Source organism: Aquitalea sp. USM4 (genome assembly GCF_004328945.1).
In the GTDB taxonomy this organism is placed as follows: Bacteria; Pseudomonadota; Gammaproteobacteria; order Burkholderiales; family Chromobacteriaceae; genus Aquitalea; species Aquitalea pelogenes.
In genome coordinates this window covers 1911302-1924940 of the sequence record NZ_CP029539.1, presented here as the reverse complement: position 1 = coordinate 1924940, position 13639 = coordinate 1911302, and the positions used below count along the sequence as shown (strand labels likewise).

The window sequence follows — 13639 nt, the reverse complement described above, 5'->3', positions numbered from 1 at the left end:
AAGACTTATGCAAGGATGGTTGGTAAAAAAAACTAAAACAAAGGTAAAACTCTAAAAAAACAGATACCACAAACTCTTTAGTGCGCCTCCACGGCCAGGCTCAGGTACACGATGGTCAGCATCATGAACACGAAGGCCTGCAGGGTGATGATCAGGATGTGGAAGATGGCCCACGGTGCACCCAGGATCCACTGTGCACCCCACGGCAACAGTGCGATCAGGATGAAGATCAGTTCGCCGGCGTACAGGTTACCGAACAAACGAAGCGAGAGAGAGATCGGCTTGGCGGCCAGTTCCACCAGCTGGAAGATGAAGTTCAGCGGGGCCAGGATGATGGCGCCAATCGGGTTGTGGGTGTGGAACGGTGCGGTCAGCAGTTCCTTGCCCCAGCCGCCCAGGCCCTTGGCCTTGATGGAGAAGCCGATGATGCACAGGAATACGGACAGCGACATGGCGAAGGTGGCATTCACGTCAGCGGACGGAACCGAACGGAAATAGATGTGATGCGGTTCCAGGCCGAAGAAGGTGTGGCCGATCCACTGGGCCAGATTCGGCAGCAGGTCAACCGGCAGCATGTCCATTGCGTTCATCAGGAAGATCCAGCAGAAGATGGTCAGCGCCAGCGGGGCGATGACTTTGCTCTTGGCATGGAAGATTTCCTTAACCTGGGTATCCACCAGTTCGATGATGGATTCCACGAACAACTGCAGCTTGCCCGGATTTTCCAGGCTGGCACGACGGGCCACCATGGCAAATACACCGGCAAACACAAAAGCCAGGAACAGGGAGACGGAGAAAGTGTCTACGTGCAGGCTCCAGAAACCACGAGCCGGGGACGGATCGGAGTTCCAGAACGTAAGGTGGTGATTAATGTACTCAATTGCGTTGCTTGCCATCGCTCTTTTCTCAATTATTTGATTAGAAGCCCTAACCAGTAGCCGGACACCGTGGCAAAAAAGCCTGCCAGCAAACCCACTACCGATAAATCCTTGAAAAACACCAAAGATGCACCAAACATTAAGACAGTCAGGATGAATTTGACTGCCTCAGCCTTGAAGTGCGCCTTCATCAGCACCGCAGGTGGGACATGCCGCTTGGCGTAGGCGATTCTTGCATACACTGCGGCGGGAATGAGCGCCGACAGCCCCCCAAGCAGAACCGACACCGGAACAACAACGGTGCCGGCGCTTAGCACGGCACCAAGTAGTACAGCCACTACAAGCAGTTTTGCTTGCAGGCGCAGTACGCGCCCGACTTCCGGATTTTGCATGTCCGACACTTAAAAAATCGCTCGATTATAGGCTGAGCGCTTGATTTGCGTCAAACTGAACATCACCCGCACCATTGCAGTGCAACATAAAATCATTTGCTTGATTTTGCTTGAAGTTTTTCAAGCAAGCGTTCCAGGTCGTCCAGATTGGCGTACTCCACCTGCAAACGCCCCTGCCCGCGTGCACCGTGGCGGATGCTGACCTTGGCGCCAATGCGTTCCGACACCTCTTGTTCCAGGCGGGCAATGTCCGGATCGACACGCTTTTGTGCTACCGGTGGTGTGGTTTTTTGGTCAGACAATTGTTGGACACGACGTTCCACTTCGCGCACCGACCAGCCCTTTTCCACTGCCTCGTGTGCCATTTCCAGCTGCTGCACCACCGGCAGTGCCAGCAAAGCGCGCGCATGCCCCATTTCCAGCTGCCCCTGATGCAGCAGAGTCTGTACCGGCTCGGGCAGCGCCAACAGGCGCAGCAAATTGGACACTGCACTGCGTGAACGGCCCACGGCATCCGCCGCGCTTTCATGCGTCAGGCCGAATTCGCTGATCAGGCGTTTGAGACCATGTGCTTCTTCGATGGGGTCCAGCTCCTGACGCTGGATGTTTTCAATCAGCGCCATGGCCAGGGCAGCTTCGTCGGCCACGGTCTTTACCACCGCCGGCACGTCAGTGAGCCCTGCCTTGCGGGCAGCGCGCCAGCGACGTTCACCGGCAATCAGCTCGTATTCTCCGAGGCCGATTTCACGTACCACGACCGGCTGGATCACGCCTTGCGCACGTATGGAGGCAGCCAGCTCGTCCAGCGCGGCCTCGTCCATATGGCTGCGCGGCTGGTATTTGCCTGGGCGGATCAGGTCGATGGAAAGCGTGGTGAGGCGGTCATCCGCCACCGTGCTGGTGGCGAGGAGCGCGTCTAGACCGCGCCCGAGTCCTTTGAGTTTGGCCATGTTGTCAGACAGATGGAGTTGCAGTTGCGGGTTCGAGGCGGACGGTCAGTTCCTGTGCCAGCGTGAGATAGGCTTGTGCGCCACGGGCATTGCGGTCGTAGACCAGCCCCGGCAAGCCATGGCTGGGTGCTTCGGCCAGGCGCACATTGCGCGGGATGACGGTTTCGAACACCTTGTTGCCAAAGTGGCTGGCCAGTTGTTCGGACACCTGCTGTGAAAGATTACTACGTGCATCGAACATGGTGCGCAGCAGGCCCATGATTTCGATACGCGGGTTCACCGCCACGCGCACCTTGCGCAAGGTGGTGACCAGATCGGACAACCCTTCCAGCGCATAGTATTCGCACACCATGGGAATCAGCACGCTGTTGGCGGCCACCAGGCCGTTGAGAGTGAGCAGATTGAGCGAAGGCGGGCAGTCGATCAGCACATAGTCGTACTGGTCTTCCACTTCGCTCAGGGCATTCTTCAGCCGGGCTTCACGCGCCAGTTCGTTCACCAGTTCCAGTTCGGCCCCGCCCAGGTCGCGGTTGGCCGGCAGTACGTGATAGCCGCCTTCCTTGGCCGGTTGACGCGCTTCTTCGACAGAAGCATCACCCAGCAGCACGTGGTAGACGGAGCGCTCCAGCGCCTGCTTGGCAATGCCGCTGCCCATGGTGGCATTGCCCTGCGGGTCGAGGTCGACAATCAACACCCTGCGGCCCAGCTCGGCCAGACCTGCGGCCAGGTTGACCACGGTGGTGGTCTTGCCGACCCCACCTTTCTGATTGGCAACCGCGATCACGCGTGCATTCATTTAGCCACCATTCTCACCAGATGGCGTTCGGCGTCCAGACCGGGCACCGACACCGGTAGTACTTCGGCTACCGCTACCGTTTCCGGCAGCAGCGAGATTTCTTCGTAAGGATACACACCCTTCATGGCCAGGTATTGACCACCGTCGGCCAGCAGGTGCGGGGTGAGGCGGACAAACTCGGCCAGTTCGGCAAAGGCACGGCTGGTGATGCGATCGAACTTCTGTTCCGGCTGGTAAGCCTCGACACGACTGGTGATCACCTCGACATTGGGCAGGCCCAGTTCGATGACGGCCTGACGCAGGAAGGTGGTTTTCTTGTGGTTGGCATCCAGCACCACCACTTGCAGGTCGGGACGGGCGATGGCCGCCGGGATGCCCGGCATGCCGCCACCAGAGCCCACATCCAGCAGGCGGGTGCCACCGTTCAGGTGCGGCACCAGCGACAGGCTGTCCAGCAGATGGTAGCTGACCATGCGCTGCTCTTCGCGCACAGCGGTCAGGTTGTAAGTGTGGTTCCACTTGGCCAGCAGGTTCAGGTAGCCGTCCAGCAGGGCCAGCTGTTGTTCGGTGAGGCCCAGGGCCAGCTGTTCCAGCCCTTGTTTCAGTTCTGCAGTATGTGTCATGCGCTTGGCTTGCAATTATTCGGTTTTGGCGTCGGCAAAGCCGCGCTTCAGATGCACCATCAGCAGGGCAACCGCCGCCGGGGTGATGCCCTGGATGCGCGAAGCCTGACCCAGGGTTTCCGGGCGCTGCTGATTCAGTTTTTGCTGTACTTCCTTGGACAAGCCCTTGACCAGGCCGAAGTCGATGTCGGCGGGCAGGCGGACGTCTTCCAGGTTGTCGCGGCGCGCCAGTTCTTCGTTCTGACGATTGATATAGCCTTGATATTTGACCTGAATTTCCACTTGCTCGGCAACCACGTCATCCGCCACGCCGCCTGCGGCTTCCGGCAGGGTCATCAGCTCGCGGTAAGCGACATTGGGGCGCTTGAGCAGGTCGAACAGGTTGTACTCGCGCTCGATACCCTTGCCCAGCAGGGCTTCCAGTGCCGCGGCATCCTGCAGCTTGGCCGGATGCAGCCAGGTGGTTTTCAGGCGGGCGGTTTCGGCTTCCACTGCGTCACGCTTGCGACAGAAGGCATCCCACTGCGCATCGCCAACCAGGCCGAGCTTGCGGCCCATTTCGGTCAGGCGCAAGTCGGCATTGTCCTCGCGCAGTTGCAGGCGGAATTCGGCGCGGCTGGTAAACATGCGATAAGGCTCGGACACACCCTTGGTGATGAGGTCGTCCACCAGCACGCCAAGGTAGGCCTCGTCGCGGCGCGGACACCAGCCTTCTTCATCACGCGAATACAGGGCGGCATTCAGGCCGGCCAGCAGGCCTTGCGCTGCGGCTTCTTCGTAACCGGTGGTGCCGTTGATCTGCCCGGCAAAGAACAGGCCCTTGATGGACTTGGTTTCCAGCGTGGACTTGAGGCCGCGCGGGTCGAAGTAATCGTATTCGATGGCATAGCCGGGGCGCAGGATGTGGGCGTTTTCCATGCCACGGATGGAACGCACCGCCGCCAGCTGGATATCAAACGGCAAGCTGGTGGAAATCCCGTTGGGGTAGAACTCGTGCGTGGTCAGCCCTTCCGGTTCCAGGAAGACCTGATGGCTGTCCTTGTCGGCGAAGCGGTTGATCTTGTCTTCGATGGACGGGCAGTAACGCGGGCCCACCCCTTCAATCACGCCAGTAAACATCGGGCTGCGCTCGAAGCCGGAACGGATGATGTCGTGGGTTTGCTGATTGGTGTGGGTGATCCAGCACGGCAGTTGCCTGGGGTGCATGCTGCGCTGGCCACGGTAGGAGAACACCGGCTCGGGCGTATCCCCCGGCTGCTCTTCCATGACCGAAAAATCGATACTGCGGCCATCAATACGCGGCGGCGTGCCGGTTTTCAGACGACCTACCGGCAAATCCAGCTCGCGCAGACGCGCGCCCAGCGTGGAGGCGGCCTGATCGCCAGCGCGGCCACCGGTGTAGTTTTCCAGGCCAACGTGAATCTTGCCGGACAGGAAAGTACCGGCCGTCAGCACCACGGTGCGGGCACGGAACACGATGCCGATGGCGGTGATGGCACCGGCCACCTGATCACCCTCGATCAGCAAATCATCCACCGGCTGCTGGAACAGCGTCAGATTGGGCTGGTTCTCCAGCATTTCGCGGATGGCCGCCTTGTACAGGATGCGGTCGGCCTGCGCACGCGTGGCACGTACCGCCGGGCCCTTGGAGGCATTGAGGGTGCGGAACTGGATGCCACCGATATCGGTTGCCAGCGCCATGGCGCCACCCAGCGCATCCACCTCTTTCACCAGATGCCCCTTGCCGATGCCACCGATAGACGGGTTGCACGACATCTGACCAAGGGTCTCGATATTGTGGGTAAGCAGGAGCGTGGCGCGGCCCATGCGGGCGGCGGCCAGCGCGGCCTCGGTGCCGGCGTGTCCGCCGCCAACCACGATCACGTCAAACTGTGTGGGATAAATCATCGGCTGTACTCGGAAGCCCGTGCGCAAGAGGCAGGCAGGGCGAAGCGTGCAGGAAAAACGGCCTATTCTACGGCAAAACCGATTGCATGATAAGTCATTGATTTGTTTCGCCCCTGTTGTAACCGGCAGTTCAAACGCCGGTCATCCACAAGTCATATGCGCGAAATGTCTGCGTCAAACTCCATCACTAGCATGTGTTGCAAGGCCGGCCAAGCGAAAAGCTACTGCCAAATGAAGGAGTTGCCGTGCCCGTATCCGGAAATGGCTGACTGGCAGCACACCACAGCAAGGCTAGCATTCCGGATCAATACAACAAGCCCGTTCGCATATCCGCCAGGGGAGTAAGTCATGCAACTGAATGAAAGCATCAGTAGCCGCCGCCAGCTGAAACTGGGCGTGCGTGTAGCAGAAACGGCCGAAGACATCCGCCGTGCACAGAAACTGCGCTTTGACGTATTTGCCGGTGAAATGGGTGCCGAGCTGTCATCGCAAGCCCTGGGTATTGATTGCGACGAGTACGACGCCCTGTGTGACCATCTGATTGTGGAAGATGCCAACAGCGGCCTGGTGGTGGGTACCTACCGCATGCTGCCGCCTGACATGGCACGCCGCGCCCCGTCCTTGTATTCCGAACACGAATTCGACCTCACCCGCCTGGACAACCTGCGCGACAGCCTGATTGAAGTGGGCCGCTCTTGCGTACACAAGGATTTTCGCAGCGGCGGAGTGATTGCCCTGCTGTGGTCCGGCCTGGCCGACTACGTACAGAAAAAAGGCGGTGCCTACCTGGCAGGCTGCGCCAGCGTAAGCCTGGCCGATGGTGGACATCAGGCTGTCAGCCTGTACCGTCAGCTGGAGTCCAGCCACCTCAGCCCGGCCGAATGGCGTGTGTTCCCGCACCTGCCGCTGCCGCTGGACCGCATTCACGACGATGCGCCCTCTTCGCCAATGCCGCCGCTGATCAAGGGCTATCTGCGCGCCGGGGCCTTCATCTGCGGTGAACCGGCCTGGGACCCGGACTTCAACTGCGCAGACTTCTTCATGCTGCTGCCGATGAGCCGCCTGACCGGCCGCTACAACCGTCACTTCGTAGGCTGACTCCCCAGCCTGCACAGCGCTGTCGCTGTCATCAGCCCGACCGAAGCCCCCGTTCGGCCGGGCTGTTCTGTTTGCCAAGCGCTTCTGTCTGGTGGATTAAGCAGGATCAGCCAGCCGGAACCCGGCTACAATCCCGCCATGAGCTACGCATTTCACCCGGTGGGCATCGTCCATTCGCCCTACAAGGAAAAATTCGGCATCCCGCGCCAGCCCGCGCTGGCCCCCGCTGCCGACATCCAGATCGAACTGTTGCCGCCATTCAATCACCCCGACACGGTACGCGGGCTGGAGGCCTTCTCCCATGTCTGGATCAGCTTCGTCTTCCACCAGACCGCCCAGCGCGGCTGGCAGCCGCTGGTACGCCCGCCACGGCTGGGTGGCAATGCCAAGGTGGGCGTGTTTGCCAGCCGCTCCACCCACCGGCCCAATCCGCTGGGCCTGTCGCTGGTGGCGCTGCGCGGCATCGATACCGGGCATGGCGTGTGGCTGCATCTGGAAGGCGCGGACTTGCTGGATGGCACGCCGGTGCTGGACATCAAACCTTATATCCCGTTTGTGGAAGCCCACCCGGAAGCACGCGGCGGCTTTGTCGACGGCCCGCCGCCCAGCCTGGAAATCTGCTGGAGCCAGCCGGCGCTGCAACAGCTGGCAGCCCTGCCCTCTGCGCCGCCGGGCCTGGCACAGCTGATTGAACAAGTACTGGCACAAGACCCGCGCCCGGCCTATCAGCACGACCCGGAACGCATCTACGGCGTGCGGCTTTATGACTACAACATCCGCTTTTGCATCCGGGATAACCATGCTCACGTGCTTGAAATCCAGCCGCTTGCCCCGAACTAAACGCACATGCTCCGGTCACACCGGAGCCCTTTACTCTGGAGAATAAAATCATGACACCTCGCGCGAAGACGATCATGCTCGCCTTCACCCTGGTTTCTGTCCTGGCGGCACCGTTTGCGGAAGCCGCACGCCTGGGCGGAGGCAAGAGCGCCGGCATGCGCCGCTCGGCCCCGACCAAAAGCTACCAGCAGCCCACTCCGATGCCGGCTCCGGCACCTGCTCCGCAGGCTGCGCCGCAAGCCCAGCCCAAGAAGGGCCCTGGCATTGGTACCGCCATTGCAGCGGGTGCTGCAGGTGCTGCCGCCGGCTACATGCTGGGTTCGGCCATGAACAACAACCATGCTTCGGGTAACGCCGTGGATACCGCAGGTGCCGGGTCCGGCATTCCCTGGGGCACGCTGGCCTTGCTGGGCCTGCTGGGTATTGGCGGCCTGATGTGGTTCCGCCGCAAGACTGCCAGCCAGGCACCGATGAACAGCCCGATGCCGGCTGGTAACGGCCCGGTCTTCAACAGCAATGCCCAGGACGCTGCCCGTTTCGAGCCGATTCCCAAGATTGGCTCCGGTCTGGGTCAGCCGGCTGGCTATGGCGCAGCACCGACCATGGCTGGTGCAGTGCCGGGACGCCTGCCGGATGGTACGGAAACCCCGAACTTCCTGCGTCAGGCCAAGGCAACCTTCCTGCACCTGCAAAGCCTGAACACGCCGGACAGCCTGGAAGAAGTACGCAAGTACATGACGCCGGATCTGTTCGAAGGCCTGCGCAATGAAATCGGCAGCAACACCGATGTGGCTGACTTCCCGCAGCTGGACTGCCAGCTGGCCGAAGCCGTGGAAGAAGGTGGCCGCTTTATTGCCACCGTGCGCTTCTCCGGTACGGTGAGCGAGTCGGTCAATGCCGCGGCAGTGCCGTTCAGCGAATACTGGCACTACATCAAGGATGGCAGCACCGGCGGCAAATGGCTGGTTGCTGGTATCCAGCAGGAATAAATCCGCTTTTTTGTGCGAATTATCTTAACGGGCCCGGTCGGGCCCGTTTTTTATTATCCGGCCATGCTCTACACTGGAATGCCGATTGCTAGGTAACGGGTTCATGGGCCAGCAAGAGCCCTATCTCAGGAAGGAATGTACTGCAATGAAACGTTTCGAGCATGCCGGTCTGATACTCGGCAGCCATTTCCAGCCCATCTACAGTCTGGCGCACCGCCGTACCGTGGGCGTGGAAGCCTTGCTGCGCGCCGAGCAGAACCAGCTGCCGCTGTCACCGGCCGAGGCCTTTTATGCCATGGTGTCCCCCGAGCGACGCCACGGGCTGGACCTGGCCGTCAGCCAGGCCCATGTACAGCACTTTGCCGCGCTGGAACACAGCCATCCGCACTGGCTGTTCCTGAATGTCGATGCCGCCTCGCTGTCCCGCCCGGAGCGGGCCATGGCACTGGCCAACACCATTCGCGAAGCCGGCCTGCAGCCGGGCAATGTGGTACTGGAAGTGCTGGAACATGTGCTGGAAGTGGATGAAGCGCTGATCGAAGGCGTGAATCTGCTGAAAAAAGCCGGCTTCCTGATTGCGATTGACGACTTTGGCGTCGGCCATTCCAACCTGGACCGGGTCTGCCAGCTGGAACCGGACCTGGTGAAATTCGACAAGGACTTGCTGCGCAGTGCCGTCAGCCAGCCACGTACCCGCAATCTGCTGTCCAGACTGGTGCGACTGATGCACGAAATTGGTGCGCTGGTAGTGGAAGAAGGGATTGAAACCGAAAACGATGTGCTGGTGGCGCTGGAGTCCGGCTGCGACCTGGTACAGGGCTATTATGTGGCCCGCCCCTCCGCCAGCCCGGATGCAGACGACATCATCACCAAACGGCTGGATTCGCGCTGGGACGAGCTGATGGTGCGCGACCTGCTCAAGCGCAAGATTACCCGCCGCCAGATCGAACTGGCACGCCAGGCCTTTGTGCAATCGGCCATTTCGCTGATGCAGGGCACCCCGTTCGACCAGGCAGCCACCCCCATGCTGGCCATGCCCGATGTCATCCGCTGTTTCTTGCTGGACAGCGAAGGCCGCCAGATTGGCCGCAACCTCAACAGCCGTCACAACACCATTGCCAGCAGCCTGAAGTTTGCCCCGCTGGCGGATACCACCGGTGCGGTGTGGTCGCGCCGTGCGTATTTCCAGCATGCCATCGACCAGCCCGGCGTGCTGTACATGAGCGAGCCTTACCTGTCGATGACCGACACCCGCTCCTGCGTCACCCTGTCCATGGCGATTGAAATCGACGAAGCCATGCACGTGCTGTGTGCCGATGTACTGGCACCGCGTGTGCACAGCAGTCACGGCTGAAGCACACTCAGGCCAGACAGAATAAAAAAAGGACCGCATGCGGTCCTTTTTCTGTTTCAGCACAACTTACTGCGCTGGCGTGATTTCAGTAATGCTTTCAAACAGGGTCACCACCTTTTGCACCCCGGCAGTTTCGCTCACCACCTGTGCTGCCGCCTGCCCTTCCGCCGGTGTAACCAGACCCAGCATGTACACCACGCCACGTTCGGTCACCACCTTGATATGGTTGGGCGAGTAGCCCTTGCCATCCAGCAGGCGGGTACGCACCTTGCTGGTGATCCAGGTGTCGTTGCTGCGCTCGGAGAAGCCGGAAGACGGAGCCACCACGGTGTAATTGAACACGCGGCGCACATTGGGCATGGCGCGGGCAATCAGCTCGGCCTGCTGGCCGGCCTCTGCCGATGGCACTTCGCCGGTCAGCAGCACGGCACGGTTATAGCTGGTGGTATTGACATGAGCCGAAGGCAATTTCTCGCCAATCTGGTGCGACACCTTGGCTTCAATGCTCTGGTCGTCCACATAAGCACCGCTGGAACGACGGTCGGTAGCCACCAGCGCACCACCGGCCACACCACCGGCAGCCAGGGCGAAACAACCGGACAGCGCGCTGGACACAGTAGCCGCCAGCAACAGGGACAGGACAGTACGTTTCATTTACTCACCTCCCAACAGCATGTAATCGATGGCATCGCACAGGGCATGCACCAGCAGGATATGCACTTCCTGAATACGCGCGGTGCGCAGCACCGGCACATTCAGCTGGATGTCTTCCGGCGACAGGATTTCGCTGATCTTGCCGCCATCCTTGCCGGTAAGGGCAATCACACCCATGCCGCGTTCGTGCGCGGCATAAATGGCTTCAATCACATTGGCGGAATTGCCCGAGGTGGAAATGGCCAGCAACAGGTCGTTGGTATGCCCCAGCGCACGCACCTGCTTGGAAAAAATCATGTCGAAATCGTAGTCATTGCCAATGGCAGTGAGTGCCGAAGAGTCGGTCGCCAGCGAAATGGCGGCCAGACCGGGGCGCTCCTTTTCGAAGCGTCCCAGCATTTCAGCAGCAAAGTGCTGGGCATCGGCAGCCGAACCGCCATTGCCGCAGGCCAGGATCTTGCCCTCGTTCATCAGGCAGCTGACCATGCGCTCGGCAGCCAGCGCCACCGCGGGCGACAGCAATTCCATTGCCTCCTGCTTGGCGGCAATGCTTTCCAGAAAATGTCCGTTGACGCGTTCAATCAGGTCCATGCTCTTCCTTGTAGCAGCGCGGGATGGCTGCTATGCAAAAATGTTTTTCAACCACTGCAGCGGCTGCTGGCCTTCGCTCAGCACAGCATCAAAACGACAGGGCGCGTCTACTCGCTTATCGGACAGGTAGACCGTGGCCGCATGCAGGAGTTTCCTCTGCTTGGCCGGCGTAATGCTGTACGCCGCTCCACCATAACGCGGGCTGGCCCGGTGGCGCACTTCCACAAACACCAGATAACGCCCGTCACGCATGATCAGGTCTATCTCACCGCCACGGCACAACCAGTTGCGCTCCAGCAGCTGCAAACCTTGCTGCAACAGGAAGGCCAGCGCGCGTTCCTCTGCCTGCTGGCCCTGGCGGTTCATCGGCCTTATTCGCCTTCGCCAATCAGCGATACCGGCAACTGGCGGTCAAACACCCGGTCGCGGCCCAGTTTCAGGTCGCCGGTGACGCCATCCAGCTTGATGCTGGCAGGGTTGCGCGTAGTACCCAGCAACAACGCCAGACGATAGGCATCTATCCCCAGTGCATACAGGCGCTCGGTTTGCAGGGTAAGTGCGCTGGCCGGGCGGGCAAAACGCTTCACCGCCGGGTGTTGCGGCATCAGGAACCACGGCATGTCGATGAAACGCACCCCGGCCAGCTGTTTGTCCGGGCTGCGCGTGCTGATTTGCGAGGTGGCATACACCGGCAGATCCGGCGGCAAGGCCGGTTTCAGCCGGGCGGCCTCGGCCGGTTCCACCGCCAGAAACACTGCATCGGCCTGGCTGGCGGCCTGCTGCAACACAGACAGGCTCTGGCCGTTGTCTTCAATCTGCGGCGCGTCCTTGCCGCTCTGGCTGCGCCACTCGTCGGCAAAGGCCTGCTTCAGGCGGCTGGACAATACCTCGCCATCGGCAATGATCAGCGGATTACTGCGGCCATCTTCACGCATCAGGCGTGCAATCTGGCGGGCTTCCACTTCCACATTCAGGGCCAGGGTAAACAGCCTGGGGTTGGTCGGCACATCGCGCCCCACGGCATTGAGCGCCAGCGTGGGCACGCTCACATGCGGTGCCACCGCGGCAATGCCGCCGCGTGACAGCGGGCCTATCACCACGTTGACGCCACTGGCCACCGCCTCGCGGTAACGCTGGGCGGCGTTGTGTTCGTCGGCATCAATCACCACCACATCGGCTTGCGGTTCGGCATCGTGCGCGGCTTCCACCCCGCTACGCACCACCGCAGCCGCTTCGCCCAGCAATTTGGACTCGGTGGGCAGCAACAGGCCAATTTTAAGGCGGACCGCCTGCTTGCCGGGCGCAGCCAGCGGCTTGGCCACCGGGGCAACAGGGGCGGATGCCGGCTGCGCCTGGGCGCGCGGGCTTTGTCCGGCCACGCTATTGAGCGGCGCAGCATTGAGTTGGATGATATAGTCCGGTGCCTGCGCATGCGCAGCCGTCAACCATGTCATCATGACGCCAACCAACAGCGGAGCCAGTCTTTGCATACTTCGTTCGCTCACTTGCTTGAAACTGCACGGGAAAGTTTCTGTCGCGGCACATTATATGTGGTGGCCACTCCCATTGGAAACCTGGGAGATGTTACCGCACGTGCGCTGGCGGCCTTTACCGCGGCCGATGTGGTCTGCGCGGAAGACACCCGCGTCACCGGCAGCCTGCTGACCGCCTACGGCATTCACGCCAGCAAGCTGGTGAGCCTGCGCGAGCACAACGAACGCAGCATGGCCGAACAAGTCATCCGCTGGCTGGCGGAAGGGCAGATCGTGGTGCAGGTATCCGATGCCGGCACCCCTGCGGTATCCGACCCCGGCGCGCGGCTGGTGGAAGCCGTGCGCGCCGCCGGTCACCCGGTACGCCCCATCCCCGGCGTATCCGCCGTCATCACCGCCCTGTCCGCCAGCGGCTTCACCAGCAATGCCTTCCTGTTTCACGGCTTTTTGCCGCCCAAAAGCGGCGAACGCCGCCGTACCTTGCAGCAATGGATCGGCGCCGACCACCTGGTGGTGTGCTACGAAGCACCGCACCGCATTGTGGACACCCTGCAGGACATCGTGGCCGAACTGGGGCCGGACCGCCGCCTGATGCTGGCGCGCGAACTGACCAAAACCTTTGAAACCTTCCACAGCCTGCCCGCCGGCGAACTGCTGGAATGGGTAAAGGCCGACAGCAACCAGCAGCGCGGCGAAATCGTGCTCATCATCGACGCCGCCCCGCAAGCGGAAGACAAGGCCGGTTTGCCGGAAGAAGCCATCCGGGTGATGAACATCCTCAGTGCCGACCTGCCGATGAAGCAAGCCTCCACCCTGGCCGCGCAGATTACCGGTGCCAACCGCAAGCTGCTGTATGACCATGCGCTGAAAATGAAAAAGGACGCCGGCGAGTGATTTACAAGCCCCGGCAGATGGGATAGACTTGCCTCCTCTTGCGATGCCCGGGTGGCGAAATCGGTAGACGCAGGGGATTCAAAATCCCCCGCCGCAAGGTGTGTCGGTTCGAGTCCGACCCCGGGCACCATCGCAACGATTAGAGAAGTCCAAGAAAGTCCATCAAACCCGCACAGCAC

General features: G+C 61.0%; 15 protein-coding genes and 1 tRNA gene. 6 read left to right on the top strand and 10 right to left on the bottom strand.

The annotated features are described in order from the left end of the window. Window positions 1-77: 77 nt before the first annotated feature. The 6 genes from atpB to mnmG all read right to left on the bottom strand — a co-directional run bounded on the left by atpB (window position 78) and on the right by mnmG (window position 5547). Window positions 78-896, bottom strand: a complete 819-nt coding sequence (gene atpB / locus DKK66_RS09110) for a F0F1 ATP synthase subunit A (protein ID WP_062787388.1) — start codon at window positions 894-896, stop codon at window positions 78-80. Window positions 897-910: 14 nt separating this feature from the next. Then, on the bottom strand, window positions 911-1270 hold the full coding sequence (locus DKK66_RS09105; RefSeq protein ID WP_045847699.1) for an ATP synthase subunit I: 360 nt from the start codon (window positions 1268-1270) through the stop codon (window positions 911-913). A gap of 92 nt (window positions 1271-1362) precedes the next feature. Then, window positions 1363-2220: a ParB/RepB/Spo0J family partition protein gene (locus tag DKK66_RS09100; protein WP_131357322.1), complete on the bottom strand. Its 858-nt coding sequence runs from the start codon at window positions 2218-2220 to the stop codon at window positions 1363-1365. A gap of 4 nt (window positions 2221-2224) precedes the next feature. After that, window positions 2225-3016, bottom strand: coding sequence for a ParA family protein (locus DKK66_RS09095; protein ID WP_131357319.1), 792 nt, complete (start codon window positions 3014-3016; stop codon window positions 2225-2227). Beyond that, window positions 3013-3639: a 16S rRNA (guanine(527)-N(7))-methyltransferase RsmG gene (rsmG, locus tag DKK66_RS09090; protein ID WP_131357316.1), complete on the bottom strand. Its 627-nt coding sequence runs from the start codon at window positions 3637-3639 to the stop codon at window positions 3013-3015. Before rsmG ends, DKK66_RS09095 begins: the two co-directional genes overlap by 4 nt. A gap of 15 nt (window positions 3640-3654) precedes the next feature. Then, window positions 3655-5547, bottom strand: coding sequence for a tRNA uridine-5-carboxymethylaminomethyl(34) synthesis enzyme MnmG (gene mnmG, locus DKK66_RS09085; protein ID WP_045847695.1), 1893 nt, complete (start codon window positions 5545-5547; stop codon window positions 3655-3657). A gap of 348 nt (window positions 5548-5895) precedes the next feature. On the opposite strand from mnmG, the gene DKK66_RS09080 reads away from it, so the two are divergent. The 4 genes from DKK66_RS09080 (at window position 5896) to DKK66_RS09065 (ending at window position 9828) form a co-directional block, all read left to right on the top strand. Further along, the gene (locus DKK66_RS09080) at window positions 5896-6645 is read left to right on the top strand and encodes a GNAT family N-acetyltransferase (protein ID WP_045847694.1); all 750 of its coding nucleotides are present in this window, start codon (window positions 5896-5898) and stop codon (window positions 6643-6645) included. A 138-nt stretch (window positions 6646-6783) separates the two neighbouring features. After that, window positions 6784-7485, top strand: a complete 702-nt coding sequence (gene tsaA / locus DKK66_RS09075; protein ID WP_045847693.1) for a tRNA (N6-threonylcarbamoyladenosine(37)-N6)-methyltransferase TrmO — start codon at window positions 6784-6786, stop codon at window positions 7483-7485. Window positions 7486-7535: 50 nt separating this feature from the next. Then, window positions 7536-8474, top strand: a complete 939-nt coding sequence (locus DKK66_RS09070; RefSeq protein WP_131357313.1) for a Tim44 domain-containing protein — start codon at window positions 7536-7538, stop codon at window positions 8472-8474. 145 nt (window positions 8475-8619) lie between these two features. Further along, on the top strand, window positions 8620-9828 hold the full coding sequence (locus DKK66_RS09065; RefSeq protein WP_052694166.1) for an EAL domain-containing protein: 1209 nt from the start codon (window positions 8620-8622) through the stop codon (window positions 9826-9828). Between the two features lie 66 nt (window positions 9829-9894). On the opposite strand, the gene DKK66_RS09060 is transcribed toward DKK66_RS09065, so the two are convergent. Genes DKK66_RS09060 through DKK66_RS09045 form a run of 4 tightly spaced genes read right to left on the bottom strand, consistent with a single transcriptional unit; the run spans window position 9895 to window position 12530 of the window. Beyond that, the gene (locus DKK66_RS09060; RefSeq protein ID WP_131357310.1) at window positions 9895-10482 is read right to left on the bottom strand and encodes a BON domain-containing protein; all 588 of its coding nucleotides are present in this window, start codon (window positions 10480-10482) and stop codon (window positions 9895-9897) included. Beyond that, complete coding sequence (locus DKK66_RS09055) at window positions 10483-11073, bottom strand: phosphoheptose isomerase (RefSeq protein WP_045847689.1); 591 nt, start codon at window positions 11071-11073, stop codon at window positions 10483-10485. A 30-nt stretch (window positions 11074-11103) separates the two neighbouring features. Further along, window positions 11104-11448: a YraN family protein gene (locus DKK66_RS09050; RefSeq protein ID WP_197077222.1), complete on the bottom strand. Its 345-nt coding sequence runs from the start codon at window positions 11446-11448 to the stop codon at window positions 11104-11106. Then, window positions 11445-12530, bottom strand: coding sequence for a penicillin-binding protein activator (locus DKK66_RS09045; RefSeq protein ID WP_242673597.1), 1086 nt, complete (start codon window positions 12528-12530; stop codon window positions 11445-11447). The genes DKK66_RS09050 and DKK66_RS09045 overlap by 4 nt, the downstream gene beginning before the upstream one ends. Window positions 12531-12623: 93 nt before the next feature. Here DKK66_RS09045 and rsmI point away from each other — a divergent pair, with 93 nt between their 5' ends. Further along, window positions 12624-13460 (top strand): 16S rRNA (cytidine(1402)-2'-O)-methyltransferase, encoded by an 837-nt coding sequence (gene rsmI, locus DKK66_RS09040; protein ID WP_045847686.1) that lies wholly within the window; start codon window positions 12624-12626, stop codon window positions 13458-13460. A 45-nt stretch (window positions 13461-13505) separates the two neighbouring features. After that, a tRNA-Leu gene (locus tag DKK66_RS09035) sits at window positions 13506-13590 on the top strand. The last annotated feature ends 49 nt before the right edge of the window (window positions 13591-13639 follow it).

Coding starts and splice junctions, on each gene's coding strand:
- atpB (WP_062787388.1), bottom strand. CDS start 896: ATGGCAAGCAACGCAATTGAGTACATTAATCACCACCTTACGTTCTGG.
- DKK66_RS09080 (WP_045847694.1), top strand. CDS start 5,896: ATGCAACTGAATGAAAGCATCAGTAGCCGCCGCCAGCTGAAACTGGGC.
- DKK66_RS09070 (WP_131357313.1), top strand. CDS start 7,536: ATGACACCTCGCGCGAAGACGATCATGCTCGCCTTCACCCTGGTTTCT.
- DKK66_RS09055 (WP_045847689.1), bottom strand. CDS start 11,073: ATGGACCTGATTGAACGCGTCAACGGACATTTTCTGGAAAGCATTGCC.
- DKK66_RS09045 (WP_242673597.1), bottom strand. CDS start 12,530: ATGATGACATGGTTGACGGCTGCGCATGCGCAGGCACCGGACTATATC.
- mnmG (WP_045847695.1), bottom strand. CDS start 5,547: ATGATTTATCCCACACAGTTTGACGTGATCGTGGTTGGCGGCGGACAC.
- DKK66_RS09065 (WP_052694166.1), top strand. CDS start 8,620: ATGAAACGTTTCGAGCATGCCGGTCTGATACTCGGCAGCCATTTCCAG.
- DKK66_RS09095 (WP_131357319.1), bottom strand. CDS start 3,016: ATGAATGCACGCGTGATCGCGGTTGCCAATCAGAAAGGTGGGGTCGGC.
- tsaA (WP_045847693.1), top strand. CDS start 6,784: ATGAGCTACGCATTTCACCCGGTGGGCATCGTCCATTCGCCCTACAAG.
- DKK66_RS09100 (WP_131357322.1), bottom strand. CDS start 2,220: ATGGCCAAACTCAAAGGACTCGGGCGCGGTCTAGACGCGCTCCTCGCC.
- DKK66_RS09105 (WP_045847699.1), bottom strand. CDS start 1,270: ATGCAAAATCCGGAAGTCGGGCGCGTACTGCGCCTGCAAGCAAAACTG.
- rsmG (WP_131357316.1), bottom strand. CDS start 3,639: ATGACACATACTGCAGAACTGAAACAAGGGCTGGAACAGCTGGCCCTG.
- DKK66_RS09060 (WP_131357310.1), bottom strand. CDS start 10,482: ATGAAACGTACTGTCCTGTCCCTGTTGCTGGCGGCTACTGTGTCCAGC.